We start from the raw sequence: 16,048 nt of genomic DNA on the forward strand, positions 1-16,048 counted from the left end.
GTCGCCCGACATCCGCCCGTACACGATCAGCAGCAGCACGTTCACCAGGGCGATTGCGATCGAGGCCAGCCACTGCCGCGGCCCGTCGCGGCGCATCACCAGCACCGACGCGGTGACGCCCGCGGCCCCACCACCCCCCCCCCCCCCCCCCCCCCTCGTTGTCCTTATTACATATACCCCTTTCACCCCCCCCCGCCCCCCCCCCCCCCCCCCCCCCCCCCCCCCCCCGCCGATCCATCGGGCGTACCGCGGTCAGCCGGCGGCCGTGGCCTGTTCGCCTACCAATTGAGCGCCGACAGCACGCAGCGCCGACAGATCGGTGACATCGAACGGCAGGGCGGTGACCGAAACCATCGGCACTCGCGGATGGGCGCCGGTGAACCGGTGCAACAGATGCTGCTCCCGCCGCGAGATCGCGACCCGGTGGGCGTGCACCCGCAACACACCGGCCGTCAGCGGGTCGGATTCGGCGACCCGGTCGGCGGCGGTGAGGGCGTGATCGGCCGGTAGCGAGCACAGCACCGGATGGGTCCGGTTGAGGACCAGCCCGGCCAGCGGCATCTTCTCGGTGGACAGCCGGTCCACGAAGAACGACGCCTCCCGCAGCGCGTCGGGTTCCGGCGCGGCGATCACGAGGAAATGCGTGCCGGGCCGGGCGAGCATCGCGAAGGTGCGGTTGGCCCGCTCCTGGAACCCGCCGAACAGCGATTCCAGCGATTGCAGGAAGTTCGACGCGTCCTTGAGCATCTGGCCGCCGACAACGGTCGACACACCCCGTACCGCCAGGCTCATCGCGCCGGTGACGAACCGCCCGACACCCCGGCCGGGCGCCATGATCACGCGGATCATCCGTCCCTCGAGGAAAGTACCGAGCCGTTTGGGGGCATCCAGGAAATCCAGCGCGTTACGCGACGGCGGGGTGTCCACGACGATCAGATCCCATTCGCGGCGGCCCGCGAGCTGACCCAGCTTCTCCATGGCCATGTATTCCTGGGTGCCGCCGAACGAGGAGGCCACCGCCTGATAGAAGGGGTTGGCGAAGATCTGCTCGGCCTTCTCCGGGGTGGTGTGTTCGAGCACCATCTCGTCGAATGTGCGCCGCATGTTCAGCATCATCGCGTGCAGTTCGCCCTTGGCCTCGGGGCCCAGCGCGACCCGCTGCGGGCTGTTGTCCAGATCCGCGACCCCCAGCGACTGGGCCAGTCGCCGCGCCGGGTCGATCGTGAGCACCACGACCTTGCGCCCCTGTTCGGCCGCGCGCAGCGCGATCGCGGCGGCGGTGGTGGTTTTGCCCACGCCGCCGGAGCCGCAGCACACCACGACCCGGGCGGTGGGGTCGGCGAGGATGCCGGAGAGGTCGAGGGGGGCCGGGCCGGCGGGTCGGGTGCTCATCGGACTCCCTGTTCGGTCAGATAGGCGGCCAGTTCGTACAGGCCCCCGAGATCCATCCCCTCGGCGAGGGTGGGCAGCTGTAGCCGGGCGATATCCAGGTCCAGCAGGTCCGCGGCGCTGCGATCCTGGGCGGTCAGCGTGGCCGAATGCTCGACCGTCTCAGTGAGCAGGCCGGCGAAATCGGCTGCGGACAGGTCGATTCCGGCGCTTGCCAAACCGGCGCGCAGTGCTTCGGTATCGAGTTCACCGGCGGCCGCGCTCGCCCGGGCTTCCACGCTCAGCGGGCTCTGCGCGGCCCGGTTGACGATCACGCTGCCGATCCGCAGATCGTTGGCGCTCAGCTCGGCGACGGCGTCGAGGGTCTCCTGTACGGGCAACGCCTCGAGCAGGGTGACCAGGTGGATCATGGTCTGGTCCGAGTGCAGCAGCCGTGAGACGCTTTCGGCCTGCCCGGCGATCGGCCCGCCCTTGGCGAGTTCGGCCATCGCCTTGGTGACATCCAGGAAACTGGCGATCCGCCCGGTCGGCGGGGCATCGACCACCACTTCGTCGTAGACCGGCGAGCCTTGTCTGTCGGTCCGGACCACGCATTCCTTGATCTTGCCGGTGAGAATGACATCCCGTAGGCCCGGCGCGATCGTGGTGACGAAATCGATCGCGCCCATCCGGCGCATCGCCCGGCCGGCGAAGCCGAGGTTGTAGAACATTTCGAGGTATTCGAGGAAGGCGTGTTCGATATCGAGCGCCAGGGCGACCACCTCGCCACCACCGTCGGCGGTGGCGATCTTCGTTTCGGTGGGCGGCAGCGGCGGCAGATCGAACAACTGCGCGATCGATTGCCGATTCTCCACCTCGACCAGCAGGACGCGGCGTCCGCCCGCGGCCAGCGCCAATGCCAGAGCCCCGGCCACCGTGGACTTACCGGTGCCGCCCTTACCGGAGACATAGTGCAGCCGGGCGTTCGCCGCACGCTCGGGCCACCCGGTTTTCAGGTCGGGCTCGGCCGATTCCGGCATCGTCGTTGGTTCTGCCACGGTCGCGAGCCTATAACCCGGACCGGACGGATGCCCGCATACTCCGGTTTGTCCTGCTGTGGTGTACCAGACACCGGGAGCCCGACACCTGTACGGCCACAGTGGTCCTGCGCCCGGCGCCGGGCCCGGCACCCAGTACGCTCGGTGCGCATGAGCGATATCACCCAGTGGGAATACGCGACCGTGCCGCTGCTGACGCATGCGACCAAACAGATCCTGGACCAGTGGGGCGCCGATGGCTGGGAACTGGTGACCGTGCTGCCCGGGCCCACCGGAGAGCAGCATGTCGCGTATCTGAAGCGGCCGAAGCAGTAAGCGCCGTGGGGGAATCCGAGATGAGCGCACCCGCGACCGAATGGCGGGCCAACCTCGACCGGCTGGGCCTGACGGTGCCCGAGGTGGTGGCCCCGGTCGCCGCCTACCTGCCGGCGGTCCGGACCGGCTCGTATGTGTACACCTCCGGGCAATTGCCCTTCGTCGCCGGGGAGCTGACGGCGGTCGGCAAGGTCGGCGCCGAGGTAACGCTCGAGGAGGCGGCGCTCGCGGCCCGCTGGTGCGCACTCAACGCCCTGGCCGCGGTGCACGATCTGGTGGGTCTCGACGCGGTGGTGCGGATCGTGAAGGTGGTCGGTTTCGTGGCGTCCGCCCCGGGCTTCACCGATCAGCCGCTGGTGATCAACGGCGCCTCGGAATTCCTGGGCGAGGTGTTCGGCCCGGCCGGAGCGCACGCCCGTTCGGCGGTCGGCGTTTCCGAACTACCCAAGAACACTCCGGTGGAGGTCGAACTGATCGCCGAGGTCCGTTAGGAGCACCACTGCGGCCCCGATCGGCACAGGCCCGGGACGGCCCGTAGATTCGATTGTGCTGCTTTCTGATCGGAGGTGTCGCCGATGACACTCACTCATCCGGCCTACGGGCAATTGCGCGCGGTCACGCCGTCCGCGGCGGTACTGCTCGCGGACAATCCGGGGCCGATGACGCTGGACGGGACCAACACCTGGATCCTGCGGGCACCCGGGCACACCGACTGTGTGGTGGTCGATCCAGGACCCGACGAGCCGGACCATATCGCCGCGATCGTCGAGGTCACCGGGGGCGCTGTGGCGCTCACGCTGATCACGCACCGCCACCCCGACCACACCGGCGGGATCGACGAATTGGTCCGGCGCACGGGGACCCCGGTGCGGGCCATGGACCCGCAATTCCTGCGCGGCGATGTGGAACCGCTGACCGATGGCGAGGTGATCGAGGCCGCCGGTCTGCGGATCACCGTGCTGCACACCCCCGGGCATACGGCTGATTCGGTGAGCTTCCTGCTTTCCGACGCGGTGCTCAGCGGCGACACAATCCTGGGACGCGGGACCACCGTTCTCGACCGCGACGGCACCCTGCGCGATTACCTGCGCTCGATGGACCGGCTGCTGGAAGCGGGCGCCGGACGGGCACTCCTGCCCGCGCACGGCCCCGACCATCCCGACCTGGAACCGGTAGCGCGGTACTACATCGCGCACCGGCACGAACGGCTCGCGCAGGTGCGTTCCGCGCTGGACGAACTCGGTGCGGACGCCGATGCCATGGACGTGGTCCGCAAGGTGTACGCCGACGTGGACGAGAGCCTGTGGCCGGCGGCCCGCAGCTCGGTCGAATCGCAGCTCACCTACCTGCGCTCCGAAGCGGACGCGTAATTGTGCGTGCCGCACCCGGCCCACCCCCGACCGGGGTTGGGCCGGTTCCGCGGGAACTCAGCGGGCCCGGCGGGCCAGCCGCTCGGAATCGGAGATCAGCACGCTCTTGCCCTCGAGCCGCAGCCAGCCGCGATGCGCGAAATCGGCGAGCGCCTTGTTGACCGTTTCCCGGGAAGCGCCCACCAGCTGGGCGATCTCCTCCTGGGTCAGATCGTGGGTGACCCGCAGCGCGCCGGCCTCCTGGGTGCCGAAACGCTGGGCGAGCTGCAGCAGCGCCTTGGCGACCCGGCCGGGGACATCGGTGAAGATCAGGTCCGCGAGGTTGTTGTTGGTGCGGCGCAATCGCCGGGCCAGCACCCGCAGCAGCTGCTCGGCGATCTCCGGGCGCTGATCGATCCAGGACTTGAGCGCGTCCCGATCCATGGTGACGGCACGGACCTCGGTGACCGTGGTAGCGGTGGAGGTGCGCGGGCCCGGATCGAAGATGGACAGTTCGCCGAACATATCCGACGGGCCCATGATGGTCAGCAGGTTCTCCCGGCCGTCCGGGGAACGCCTGCCCAGCTTCACTTTGCCGGCCGTAATGATGTACAGCCGATCGCCGGGTTCACCTTCGTTGAAGATGACGTGGCCGCGGGGGAAATCCACGGGCTGCAGCTGTTTGGCGAGCGCAGCCACCGCGGTGGGCTCAACGCCTTGGAAGATGCCTGCTCTGGCGAGGGCCTCGTCCACGAATGTGCTCCTTATCGGGAATGGCTGTAGTCGTCGGGCCGATGCGAGTCGGCCGACAGTGCAGTCTACGCGGCCCTATCGGCGCGCAGTGACAGACACCACGTAAGGAAGGTTAACCGGAACGCGGCCCGCGCGCGGTAGTGGGCGCGCGGATCAGCTCGCCCGGGCGATATCGAGGGAGTCCTCGGCCTCCTCGGTGCGGTTGCGGCGTCGGCGCATACGCGCGACCGCCGCCGGTAGGCCGAGCTTGGTGAGCTCGTTGACCTCGGCGTTGCTGGCCTTGTCCAGGTAGGCCTGGACTTCCTCGTCGGGCTCGACAAGTTTGCGCAGACGGTTCTCCACTCGTTCCATACCGAGGGCGAACAGCATCAACACCACTGGGAAGAGCGCCACAGCGAGTCCTTGCATGCCGGGTAGTAAACACGGTCGAGGTCTCAGATGGAATACGGGACCAGAACTGGCAGGACAACGTTGTCGGCGGGTTCCGTATGGTGGACGGGTGCGAATCACCCCCTCCGATACCGCCGGAAGCCCCCTTTCCGGAACCGCCGCCACAGCCGCGGGGCGCTCGGTGTCCGGTGGGGCCGGAAATCGGAAAACCCGCTCGCGACCGGCGGAGACACAATTGGGTCTGGTGCGCCGGGCGCGCCGGATGAACCGGATGCTGGCACGGGCATTTCCGGACGCGCACTGCGAATTGGATTTCGGTACTCCGCTGGAATTGGCGGTCGCCACGATCCTGTCCGCGCAGTGCACGGATGTGCGAGTGAATATGACCACTCCCGCACTTTTCGCGGCCTATCCGGATGCCCGGGCCTACGCCGAGGCGAACCGTACGGAGCTGGAAGAACTCATCCGGCCGACGGGTTTCTACCGCAACAAAGCCAATTCGCTGATCGGGCTCGGACAGGCTCTGCTCGAACGTCACGACGGTGAGTTACCTCACACCATGGCGGAGCTGGTCCGGTTACCCGGGATCGGCCGTAAAACTGCCAATGTCATTCTCGGTAACGCGTTCGGAATTCCGGGTATCACGGTCGACACCCATTTCGGCCGGCTGGTGCGTCGCTGGGGCTGGACCACGGAGGAAGACCCGGTCAAGGTCGAGCACGTCGTGGGTGCGCTCATCGAACGCAAGGAATGGACGATGCTGTCCCATCGGGTGATCTTCCACGGGCGCCGTGTCTGCCACGCGCGTAAACCCGCGTGCGGCGTCTGCGTGCTGGCCAAGGACTGCCCTTCGTTCGGGGCCGGCCCGACGGATCCGGAAAGTGCCGCCGCATTGGTGAAGGGGCCGGAGAAAGCGCATCTGCTCGAACTGGTGGGCCGGTGAGCCGAGTACCGGTTTTCTGGAAATGGGCATTGACGGTGGTAATCGTGGCTGTCGCGGCAGCGGCGGCATTGTGGCCGCGCGGCGATTCGGATTCCCCGGGAACCCAGGCGTCGCCGGAACCCACCCGGATCGAGCCGGCCCTGCGGCAGGAATCGGGGGCGGCGGATTGTCCGCCGGAATCCGCCGCCGCGGCGGGCCCGCTGGCCGATATCGTCGCGAGCTGCCTGGCCGACGGGGCGCCCGCGGCGCCCGGCCGGATGATCGGTGAGCCGATGGTGCTGAACCTGTGGGCCTACTGGTGTGAGCCCTGCCGTACCGAGCTACCCCTGTTCCAGGAGTACGCGGACCGGGCCGGCCCCGCGGTGCGGGTGCTCACCGTGCACAGCGACCCGGACGAGGCCAAGGCACTGTCCCTGCTGGCCGCGCTCAACCGCGACCTGCGCGCACAACACCGTCCGGAACTGCGGCTACCCGGCCTGCAGGATCCCGATGCCCGGATCCGTGCCGCGGCGAACGCGCCGAACGCGCTGCCGATCACCGTGCTGGTCCGGCCGGACGGCTCGATCGCCGACTATGTCGCCCGCCCGTTCCGCGATGTCACCGATATCGCCGAGACTGTGGCCGGTGCCCTGGGAGTTGCCGCGTGACGAGCTGTTCCCGTCCTCCCCACGGTCGCCGACGACCGCAGGTATTCGTTTCGAGGGAGGCTTCTTGACCGACGAGCAGGTGCCGTCCTGGCTCAGCCGGGCGGCCGGTCCCGGGCTGCCCGATTTCGCCGATACCCTCGGCCGGACGCGGGTTCTCCGGCGCACGATGGCGGGCAAGGTGCGGCAGGCCGCGGTGCTGGTGTTGTTCGCCGGCGACCCGGCCGGTGATCCCGGCGCGCCGGGCGGGCTCCCGGCCGACGCCGAGGTGCTGCTGACCCAGCGCGCGTCCACCATGCGCAACCACCGCGGGCAGGTCGCCTTCCCCGGCGGCGCGGTGGACCCGGGCGACGACGGGCCGATCGATACCGCCCTCCGGGAAGCGTGGGAGGAGACCGGACTCGACCGGTCGGGCGTCGAGCCGATCACAACCCTGCCGAAGTTGTTCGTTCCGCCCTCGCGATTCGATGTGACGCCGGTGGTCGCCTATTGGCGCACCCCGAGCGAGGTGCGGGTGATGGATCGCGGGGAAACCGATCGGGTGGTCCGCGTACCGATGTCCGAGCTGCTGGATCCGGCGAACCGGTTCCTGGTGCGCAGCGCCCTCGGGTACCGGAGTCCGGCGTTCCAGGTGGACGGAATGTTGGTCTGGGGGCTCACCGGCGGCATACTGGCCGGACTTGTGACTTCGCTGGGCTGGGAAGCGGAATGGGACCGAACCGACGTGCGTGATCTGGAACAGGCGCTGGCCGCGGTGGGGATGGTGTTGTGAGCTCGTCTGCGTGGCTCGATATCGCAGTGGTGATCTTGGCGTTGCTGGCTGCCTCCTCCGGGTGGCGGCAGGGGGCGGTGGGGTCGGCGCTGGCTTTTCTCGGGGTGGTGCTCGGTGCGGTCGCCGGCATCCTGATCGCGCCGCATATCCTCGTGCACATCGACGAGGGCCGTAGCCGGGTGCTGGCCGGGGTGCTGCTCATCGTGCTGCTGGTGATCGTCGGGGAGATCGCCGGGATGGTGCTCGGCCGGGCGGCGCGCAGCGGGATGCGCCATCCTTTCGCACGCAGCGCCGACAGTACGGTCGGCGCGGTGCTCATGGCCGGTGCGGTACTGGTGACGGCCTGGCTGCTGGCGTTGCCGCTGGCGACCTCCTCCCAACCGGCCATCGCCGCGGCCATCAACAGCTCGCGGGTGCTCGCCGATGTGAACCGGGTCGCGCCGGACTGGTTGCGCACCCTGCCCAACGAGTTCTCGAAACTGCTGAACACCTCGGGTCTTCCGGATGTGATCGGGCCGTTCGGGCGCGCGCCCATCGCCGCGGTGGAACCGCCGGATCCGAGTGTGCTGGCCAGCCCGGTGGCCGGTTCGCTCCAGCAGAGTGTGCTGCGGATCCGCGGGGTCGCGCCGAGCTGTCAGCGGGCGCTCGAAGGGTCCGGGTTCGTGGTCGCTCCCGAACGGGTGATGACCAACGCGCACGTGGTGGCCGGAACCACCAGCGTGACGGTGGATTCCGCTGCGGGGCCGCTGGAAGCGACGGTGGTGGAATTCGATCCGTCCATGGATATCGCGGTGCTGTCGGTGCCCGGTCTCACGGCGCCGGTGATCCCGCAGGCGCCGGAGGCGGCGGTTTCCGGGGAAAGCGCGATCGTGCTCGGTTACCCCGGCGGCGGCCGGTACACGGCCAGTGCCGCCCGGGTCCGGGAAACCCTGGATCTCACCGGGCCCACCATCTACCGCGACGGCACCGTCGAGCGTGAGGTGTACACGGTGCGCGGTCAGGTGCGGGCGGGTAATTCCGGTGGCCCGCTGGTCGATACCGAGGGCAATGTGCTCGGCGTGGTGTTCGGCGCCGCCGTCACCGACGACGACACCGGCTATGTGCTGACCCTGGACGAGGTCCGGGAACGGATCACCGCGGCGCCCGCATCGACGCTGCCGGTCGCTACGGGACCTTGTGTGCTGAGCTGACCGCGCGGCCCGGCAGCACGCTACCGGGCCGGGCAGGAGGCAGGTGGTGGGCCGCGCTCGGTCTCCGGGAACGGCGACGTCCCGCGCCGTGCTGCGGGCCCGTATCGGCCCGGGTAAATCGAGGACTCGTTGCCGGCAGAGGCAACCGGTACGCCCGGACGGTGCCCACCGACGAGATGGGCGACAAAACCGATCCAGGCGAGCGGCCTGCGGCGGTTCGGTGCCGAACGCGTTGCGCGGTGGTGCCGAGCACTTGTGTCGGTGTGGCGCCGAGCTACTACGACGACGCGGTGCCGAGCGTGACCGGAGGTGTTTCAGGCGTAGCGGTCGGGTCTTCGCTCGTCGTATTCGCCGAGGAGTTTGGCGATTTCGGCGGTGACCGCGTCGGGGTTCTCCTGGTGTGCGAAATGCCCGGCGTCGGGCACGGTCACCACCCGCCGGCGGGGTGACAGGTGCGAGCCGCGGCGCACGGTGTCCGGCAGGATGTACGGGTCGAGCTCGCCCCGCAGGGAAACCACCGGGATACCCACGGGTTTGCGCATCACGGCGATGAAGCGGCGGCCGTCGGCGCGCCACTGGCTGCGGAAGGCCCACCGCTGGTATTCCAGCGCGCAATGGGCCGCGCCGGGGATCCGGATGGCCGAACTCATCCGTCGCGCCGTCTCGGCGCATTCCGCGGTGTCGGCCCAGGCCGGCGAACTGCGGCCGGTGAGCAGATCGGCGGCGCCGCGACCGTGGTCGCGGGTGAGCCGGTATTCGGGATATCGCGGGAGCTGCGCGTTCAGGAAGCCCGGAAGGAAGGCGCGGCGCTGTGCGTTGTCGCGCCATACCGCGCTCTTCAGGGCCGCCGGGTGTGGTGAGGACACCACCGCGATCGCCCGCACCAGCCGCGGATGCAGGACCGCGGTCGCCCAGCAGACCAGCCCGCCGTCGGCATGCCCGACGAGGGTCGCGCTGCCGTAGCCGAGCGCGCGGATCAGGCCGGCGATATCACCGGCCAGGGTCCAGCCGTCGTAGCCGCGCGGGGGTTTGTCGCTGTCGCCGTAGCCGCGCAGATCCACCGCGACCGCGTGATAGCCGAGGGCGGCCAGCGCGGTGAGCTGATGCCGCCAGGTCCACCAGAAATCGGCGAACCCGTGCAACAGCACCACCAATGGTGCCTCGGGGTCGCCCGGTCCGGCGGAGGCCACGTGCAGCCGTATCCCGTTGGCGTGCACATCACGGTGCGTCCAGGCGCCGTCGTAGCGGACGCTCGACGGGTCGGGTGGAAAGTTCGACGCCACGGCGTCCGAGCGTAGTGAACGCCCGGCCGCCTCCGGTGCCTGACCCGCTCAGCGGGTGGTTTTCGCCAGCGCGCTCGGGTCGTCGTGACTACCGAATCCGGAAGGCAGCACCGTGCGGGTCTGCTTGAGCGAATCGATCGTCTTCTCCGGTGCCCGCAGTTTCTTGACCTTCCGGTAACCGAGGAACGCCAGCAGCGCCGTCACCAGGATCATGAACGCGAAGACGATCCAGAACGCCGCCCAGCGGGTGAGCCAGATATCCAGCGTCTCGGCGACCGCGAAGAAGAAGAAGAAACTGCTGAACAGCAGCACGGTCAGCGCGCCGATGAAGAAGACGCTGCCCTGCAGGCCCTTCTTGATCTCACCGGTGACCTCGGCCTTGGCAAGAGCCACCTCGGCGCGGACCAGGGTCGAGACCTGTTCGGAGGCATCGCGGACCAGACTGCCGAAACTGGCCGAAGCGTGCGGGTCGATCTCGGACAGCGGAATCGAGGTGACTGTGCCGCCTCGCGCGCCGTCGCCGTTACCGCCCTGTGTGACACTCACGTGGTCGACCCTCTCCCTGTCCCGATCCTGCTCGGTCTTACTGTTCTGGTTCTAGCGCATCCGCGTCGCGCTGTGCTTCGTGGACACGCCCACGCCGCAACAGTAGCGCCGAACCGATCAACGATGCGGCCATGGAGGTCACCAGGACCGCGGCCTTGGCCAATTCGGCGGATTCGGGATAGTCCTCCAGCGCCAGTTCCGCCACCAGCAGGCTAACGGTGAACCCGATCGCGCCCAGCACCGACAGGGCGAACATATCGCGATAACCCAGCCGCGCGGGGCGTTTGGCGATCCCGAAGCGTATCGCGATCCAGCTGATACCGAAGATGCCGATGATCTTGCCGAACAGCAGGCCGAGAATGATCGCCAGGGAAAGGCGTTCGGTGAACAGGTCGCCGAGGACCTCGATATTGAACGGCACGCCGGAGGCGAACAGGGCGAACAGCGGCACACACAGTCCGGCGGAGATCGGCTGGACCCGGTGTTCCCAGCGGGTTGCGGGAGCTTCGTCCTCGCCCTCGTCGGGGCGCACCCGGGTGAGCAGGCCGCAGGCCACTCCAGCCAGCGTGGGATGGATATGGGCCTCGTGCAGGGCGTACCAGCACACGAGCCCGATCACGAGGTAGATCAGCGGCGATGTCCAGCGCCGGTGCTGGGCGAACCACCAGGCCGCGCAGCAGGCCAGCGCCGCCAGCAGCCAGGTGAAGGCCAGCCCGGTGGTGAACAGCACCGCGATGAGCACGATCGCCATCAAATCGTCGACGACCGCGAGGCTGAGCAGGAAAACCCGCGCGCTGGCCGGGATCCGCGACCCCGTCATGGCGAGTACAGCGAGTGCGAAGGCGATATCGGTGGCGACCGGGATGGCCCAGGCCTGATCCATCCCGTCGACGCCGAAACCCACGGAGTAGGCGATGATCGCCGGGGTCACCACGCCACCGACGGCGGCGATGATCGGCAGCGCCGCGCGTTTCGGGTCGGCCAGTTCACCGACGACCAGCTCACGTTTCAGTTCCAGGCCGGCGACGAAGAAGAAGATCGCGAGCAAGCCGTCCTTTGCCCATTCGGCGACGGTCAGGTCCAGATGCAGGGGCGGAATGGGCAGATGCGTATCGGACAGTGCCAGGTAGGTCTCGCTCCACGGTGAATTGGCCCAGAGCAGGGCCACTGCCGCGGCGATCAGCAACAATGATCCGCCGACAGTCTCGGTCCGCAGGTATCTGGCAAGTTCGGACCGTGGACTGCTCAGCACGGGAAACCTCTCGGTCGTACGGACATCTCCACGCCCGCCCGTCCGGAGTCATCTCTCGAGGGCGCGCGAATCTCTCGCCGACCAGACTTCCCGGCACACCGTAAGTAATCTTAACGGTCGCCCGATTCGCGTCGGTAAGGCATGGTCCGCATGGTGGTGACCGCGTGTTCCGCGCGCACCGCGGCACGGGTCTGCCCGCATGGGTCCATCCGAGCCGAGAACGGGCCGGGGCGATCGGTCCGCCGCCCCGGCCTGCCTCGGGCCTACTCCGAACGACCCGCGCGAATGTTCTCGAATACCTGCGGGTCGACCAGGGTGGAGGTGTCGCCGAGTTCGCGGCCCTCGGCCACATCGCGCAGCAGCCGGCGCATGATCTTGCCGCTGCGGGTCTTGGGCAGCTCGGGCACCACATGGATCTCCCGCGGCCGGGCGATCGGGCTGATCTCGCGGGCGACCTCGGCCTTGAGCTCGTCGACCATCGCCGCGCCGTTGTCGGTGGCGCCGGCCGCCAGGATCACGAAGGCCACGATCCCCTGGCCGGTGGTCTCGTCGGTGGCGCCGACCACCGCCGCCTCCGCGACCCCGGCATGGCCGACCAGCGCGGATTCGACCTCGGCGGTGGAGATGCGATGCCCGGATACATTCATCACGTCGTCGACCCGGCCGAGCACCCACAGATCGCCGTTGACGTCGAGCTTCGCGCCGTCGCCGGCGAAGTACCAGCCCTGTTCGGCGAAACGCTCCCAATAGGTGGCGCGGTAGCGGTCCATATCGCCCCAGATGCCGCGCAGCATCGACGGCCACGGCTGGTCGAGGACGAGGTAGCCGTTGGCCTCGGTCTCGCCGCGGCGCACGGTATTGCCTTCCTCGTCCACCACCCGCGCGGAGATACCGGGCAGCGGGGTCATCGCGGCACCCGGTTTGGTGGCGGTGATACCGGGCAGCGGGGAGATCATGATGGCGCCGGTTTCGGTCTGCCACCAGGTATCGACGATCGGCGCCTTGCCGCCGCCGATCACATCGCGGTACCAGCGCCAGGCCTCCGGGTTGATCGGTTCGCCGACCGAGCCGAGCAGCCGGATCGAGGACAGATCGTGTGCGTCCGGAATCTGGCGGCCCCACTTCATGAAGGTGCGCACCAGCGTGGGCGCCGTGTAGTAGATCGTGACCCCGTACTTCTCGACGATCTGCCAGTGCCGGTGCTCGTCGGGGAAATTCGGGGTGCCCTCGTAGAGCACCTGGGTGGCGCCGTTGGCCAGCGGGCCGTAGACGATATAGCTGTGCCCGGTGACCCAGCCGACATCGGCGGTGCACCAGTAGATGTCGGTTTCCGGCTTGTGGTCGAACACCACGCGGTGGGTGTAGCTGGTCTGGGTGAGGTATCCGCCGCTGGTGTGCAGGATGCCCTTGGGCTTACCGGTGGTGCCCGAGGTGTACAGGATGAACAGTGGATGCTCGGAATCGAACGCCTCGGCCTCGTGGGCCGGCTCGGCCGCGGCGACGGTCTCGTGCCACCACAGGTCGCGTCCCTCGGTCCAGGCCACCTCGATCCCGACCCGGCGCACCACCAGCACATGTTCCACGCTGGACGGCACATCGCCGTGCGCGAACAGCGCCTCGTCGACCGCCTCTTTCAGCGGCGCCGGGTTACCGCGGCGCCATTGCCCGTCGGTGGTGATCACCAGGCGCGCTTCGGCGTCGTCGATGCGCTGCCGGAGGGCGGTGGGGGAGAACCCGGCGAAAACCAGCGAATGCGTCAGCCCGAGGCGCGCACAGGCCAGCATCGCCACGATGGTTTCCGGGATCATCGGCATGTAGATGGCGACCCGGTCGCCCGCCATCAAACCGAGCGAGGTCAGGTAGTTGGCCGCCCGGCCGACCTCGGCGAGCAGGTCGGCGTAGGTGATCGTGCGCGAATCGCCGGGTTCGCCCTCCCAGTGCAGCGCGACCTTGTCGCCGCGGCCCTCGAGGACATGCCGGTCCACACAGTTGTAGGCGACGTTCAGGCGTCCGCCGACGAACCATTTCGCCACCGGCGCCGCACTCCAGTCCAGCACCTGGTTCCAGCGCTGATGCCAGTGCAGGTGTTCGGCCTGCTCCGCCCAGAACCCTTCGCGATCCTGCGCGGCACGCTCGTAGATACCCGCATCCACATTCGCCGCGGCAGCGAACTCCGCGCTCGGCGGGTAGGCGTCCGGGTGATCGGCGGTTTCGGTCATCTGAGTCACTTCCTTCGCGTTACCTGCACCATGAGGGGCCACCTGTGACCCTAAACTCTTCGCGGGCCGGTCGAGGAGATCCCCGGCGAATGGCCGCGCCTGCCGGGTGAACGGCAGCCGGGAGGGGACGAACGGTCGGTCGCGGGGGAAGACCCGGATCCGGCGCGAGGTCCACGAAGCTCTGCGTGAACCGGCGGGGGCCGATATCATCGGGCAACTCTGCGAGGTGTGGGCCGGGACCGGTGCCGTGTCCGGCCCGTGTGTAAATGGGCTGCGAGGTCGAGGGCGAATTGCTTCGGCGTCGCGACGCAGGCCGAGCTTTCGTGGGGAACGACTAGCCGGGGAGTGTATGTGCGGGGAGCGTCGTGGACTCGATGGGCCGTCGGCCTGCTGGTGGTACTGGCCGCCGTCGTGGCGCTGCCCGCCTGCACGGTGACTCCCGCGCTCGGTGATTCCATCGCCGTCAACGGTTCGGAACCACAGAATCCGCTGGTGCCGTCGAATACGAACGAGAACGGTGGCGGGCGGATCGTCGATCGATTGTTCGCGGGCCTGCGCCGGATCGCCGCCGACGGCAGCCTGTACGACGAGGTCGCCGAAGCCATCGAGACCACCGATCAGCAGCACTACCGGATCCGGCTGGAACCCGGCTGGACCTTCAGCGACGGAACTCCGGTCACCGCACACTCGTTCGTGGACGCCTGGAACTACGGCGCCCTGGTCACCAATGCGCAGCTGCAGAGTTATACCTACGAGCCGATCGTCGGCTTCGAGGATGTGCAGGCCGATCCGCCCCGTGCAAAAACGATGTCGGGCCTGCGGGTGCTCGACGATCTCACCTTCACGGTCGACCTGAAGGCGCCCACGATCGACTTCCGGACCCGGCTGGCCTACGCCCCCTACTACCCCCTGCCCGAGGTCGCATTCGCGGATATGGAGGCGTTCGGGCAGCGTCCGATCGGCAACGGGCCGTACCGCTTCGCGGGTCCCGACGCCTGGCAGCACGATGTGAAACTGGATCTGGTGCCGAACGAGACCTACCGGGGCGGGCGGCCCGCCCGGAACAAGGGCCTGACCTTCGTCTTCTATTCCGATATGGATGCCGCCTACGCCGATCTGCTGGCCGGCAACCTGGATGTCCTCGACACCGTCCCCACCAGCGCGCTGACCGTGGTGGATGCCGACCTGGGCGAGCGCGCCGTCGCGGCGGCCACCGCGAAGAATCAATGGATCGGCACCCAGCCCGGCCTACCGCATTTCGGCGGTGAGGAAGGCCGGCTGCGGCGGCACGCCCTCTCGCGTGCCATCGACCGGAAGGCCATCGGCGACAAGATTTTCCGCGGTACCCGCGCACCGGCCCGTGATTACACGTCGAGCGTGCTTCCGGGTTTCGACGGTGATCTTCCCGGTGCCGAGGTCCTCGAATTCGATCCCGGCGAGGCCCGCCGGTTGTGGGCGCAAGCGAACGAGATCGCACCGTGGAGCGGTCGTTTCGAGATTGCCTACAACGCCGACGGAGATCATCAGCCCTGGGTCGACGCGGTGGCGAACAGTATCAAGAACACCCTCGGGATCGAAGCGGTCGGAGCCGCCTATCCGACGTTCAAACAGCTCCGCGACCAGATCACCTCCCGAACCGTCGGCAAGGCCTTCCGCTCGGGCTGGCAGGGCGATTACCCGACCATGTTGCAGTTCCTGGAGCCGTCGTTCCTGGGCAATTCCGAAACCAACGATTTCGACTATCACAACCCCGAATTCGACGCCCTCATCGCGGCCGCCGAAGCCGCACCGACCGAACCTGAATCCTGGGCGCTGGTGGCGCGCGCTCAGACGGTGTTGTTGCACGATATGCCCACCATTCCCATCTTCGACTACGTGAACTCCTCCGGATACTCCGAGCGGGTCCGCGGGGTCACCTTCGGCTGGAACGGTATGGCCGATTTCGAGAACCTCGAGCTGATATGAC

At 68.3% G+C, this 16,048-nt stretch carries 16 protein-coding genes; 8 read left to right on the forward strand and 8 right to left on the reverse strand.

The genetic code is table 11. From position 1 onward, the window contains the following. Nucleotides 1-252 precede the first annotated feature (252 nt). Together QH276_RS13495 and QH276_RS13500 are read right to left on the reverse strand one after the other, a co-directional pair. Complete coding sequence (locus QH276_RS13495) at nucleotides 253-1,392, reverse strand: ArsA family ATPase (RefSeq protein WP_280402307.1); 1,140 nt, start codon at nucleotides 1,390-1,392, stop codon at nucleotides 253-255. Beyond that, a complete protein-coding gene (locus QH276_RS13500) occupies nucleotides 1,389-2,408 on the reverse strand; it encodes an ArsA-related P-loop ATPase (protein ID WP_280402322.1) in 1,020 nt (339 codons plus the stop codon). The genes QH276_RS13495 and QH276_RS13500 overlap by 4 nt, the downstream gene beginning before the upstream one ends. Nucleotides 2,409-2,576: 168 nt before the next feature. Here QH276_RS13500 and QH276_RS13505 point away from each other — a divergent pair, with 168 nt between their 5' ends. The 3 genes from QH276_RS13505 (at nucleotide 2,577) to QH276_RS13515 (ending at nucleotide 4,111) form a co-directional block, all read left to right on the forward strand. Continuing rightward, complete coding sequence (locus tag QH276_RS13505; protein ID WP_280402308.1) at nucleotides 2,577-2,741, forward strand: DUF4177 domain-containing protein; 165 nt, start codon at nucleotides 2,577-2,579, stop codon at nucleotides 2,739-2,741. A gap of 20 nt (nucleotides 2,742-2,761) precedes the next feature. Further along, the gene (locus QH276_RS13510; protein WP_280402309.1) at nucleotides 2,762-3,232 is read left to right on the forward strand and encodes a RidA family protein; all 471 of its coding nucleotides are present in this window, start codon (nucleotides 2,762-2,764) and stop codon (nucleotides 3,230-3,232) included. Nucleotides 3,233-3,316: 84 nt separating this feature from the next. After that, the gene (locus tag QH276_RS13515; RefSeq protein WP_280402310.1) at nucleotides 3,317-4,111 is read left to right on the forward strand and encodes an MBL fold metallo-hydrolase; all 795 of its coding nucleotides are present in this window, start codon (nucleotides 3,317-3,319) and stop codon (nucleotides 4,109-4,111) included. A gap of 57 nt (nucleotides 4,112-4,168) precedes the next feature. Here QH276_RS13515 and QH276_RS13520 read toward each other — a convergent pair whose 3' ends face one another. Together QH276_RS13520 and QH276_RS13525 are read right to left on the reverse strand one after the other, a co-directional pair. Next, entirely contained in the window at nucleotides 4,169-4,843 is a 675-nt protein-coding gene (locus QH276_RS13520; RefSeq protein WP_033243926.1) for a Crp/Fnr family transcriptional regulator, read from the reverse strand. 153 nt (nucleotides 4,844-4,996) lie between these two features. Next, a complete protein-coding gene (locus tag QH276_RS13525) occupies nucleotides 4,997-5,236 on the reverse strand; it encodes a hypothetical protein (protein WP_280402311.1) in 240 nt (79 codons plus the stop codon). A 178-nt stretch (nucleotides 5,237-5,414) separates the two neighbouring features. On the opposite strand from QH276_RS13525, the gene nth reads away from it, so the two are divergent. The 4 genes from nth (at nucleotide 5,415) to QH276_RS13545 (ending at nucleotide 8,782) form a co-directional block, all read left to right on the forward strand. Then, nucleotides 5,415-6,176, forward strand: coding sequence for an endonuclease III (gene nth, locus QH276_RS13530; protein ID WP_280402323.1), 762 nt, complete (start codon nucleotides 5,415-5,417; stop codon nucleotides 6,174-6,176). After that, nucleotides 6,173-6,823, forward strand: a complete 651-nt coding sequence (locus QH276_RS13535; RefSeq protein ID WP_280402312.1) for a TlpA disulfide reductase family protein — start codon at nucleotides 6,173-6,175, stop codon at nucleotides 6,821-6,823. Before nth ends, QH276_RS13535 begins: the two co-directional genes overlap by 4 nt. A gap of 64 nt (nucleotides 6,824-6,887) precedes the next feature. Next, on the forward strand, nucleotides 6,888-7,592 hold the full coding sequence (locus tag QH276_RS13540) for an NUDIX hydrolase (RefSeq protein WP_432278744.1): 705 nt from the start codon (nucleotides 6,888-6,890) through the stop codon (nucleotides 7,590-7,592). After that, nucleotides 7,589-8,782 carry a MarP family serine protease gene (locus tag QH276_RS13545; RefSeq protein WP_280406747.1) on the forward strand — a complete coding sequence of 398 codons (1,194 nt, stop codon included), beginning with the start codon at nucleotides 7,589-7,591 and terminating at the stop codon, nucleotides 8,780-8,782. The genes QH276_RS13540 and QH276_RS13545 overlap by 4 nt, the downstream gene beginning before the upstream one ends. A 314-nt stretch (nucleotides 8,783-9,096) precedes the next feature. Here the strand turns inward: QH276_RS13545 and QH276_RS13550 are convergent, their stop codons facing one another. The 4 genes from QH276_RS13550 to acs form a co-directional block, all read right to left on the reverse strand. Beyond that, a complete protein-coding gene (locus tag QH276_RS13550; RefSeq protein WP_280402314.1) occupies nucleotides 9,097-10,065 on the reverse strand; it encodes an alpha/beta fold hydrolase in 969 nt (322 codons plus the stop codon). A gap of 48 nt (nucleotides 10,066-10,113) precedes the next feature. Beyond that, on the reverse strand, nucleotides 10,114-10,611 hold the full coding sequence (locus QH276_RS13555; protein WP_280402315.1) for a phage holin family protein: 498 nt from the start codon (nucleotides 10,609-10,611) through the stop codon (nucleotides 10,114-10,116). A 37-nt stretch (nucleotides 10,612-10,648) separates the two neighbouring features. After that, nucleotides 10,649-11,860 carry a Na+/H+ antiporter NhaA gene (gene nhaA / locus QH276_RS13560; RefSeq protein WP_280402325.1) on the reverse strand — a complete coding sequence of 404 codons (1,212 nt, stop codon included), beginning with the start codon at nucleotides 11,858-11,860 and terminating at the stop codon, nucleotides 10,649-10,651. A gap of 266 nt (nucleotides 11,861-12,126) precedes the next feature. Further along, the gene (acs, locus tag QH276_RS13565) at nucleotides 12,127-14,082 is read right to left on the reverse strand and encodes an acetate--CoA ligase (protein ID WP_280402316.1); all 1,956 of its coding nucleotides are present in this window, start codon (nucleotides 14,080-14,082) and stop codon (nucleotides 12,127-12,129) included. Between the two features lie 351 nt (nucleotides 14,083-14,433). Here acs and QH276_RS13570 point away from each other — a divergent pair, with 351 nt between their 5' ends. Then, nucleotides 14,434-16,047 (forward strand): peptide ABC transporter substrate-binding protein, encoded by a 1,614-nt coding sequence (locus QH276_RS13570; RefSeq protein ID WP_432278745.1) that lies wholly within the window; start codon nucleotides 14,434-14,436, stop codon nucleotides 16,045-16,047. Nucleotide 16,048: the final 1 nt, after the last annotated feature.

Origin of the sequence: Nocardia carnea, from assembly GCF_029869215.1 — a bacterium.
Lineage (GTDB): Bacteria > Actinomycetota > Actinomycetes > Mycobacteriales > Mycobacteriaceae > Nocardia > Nocardia carnea_B.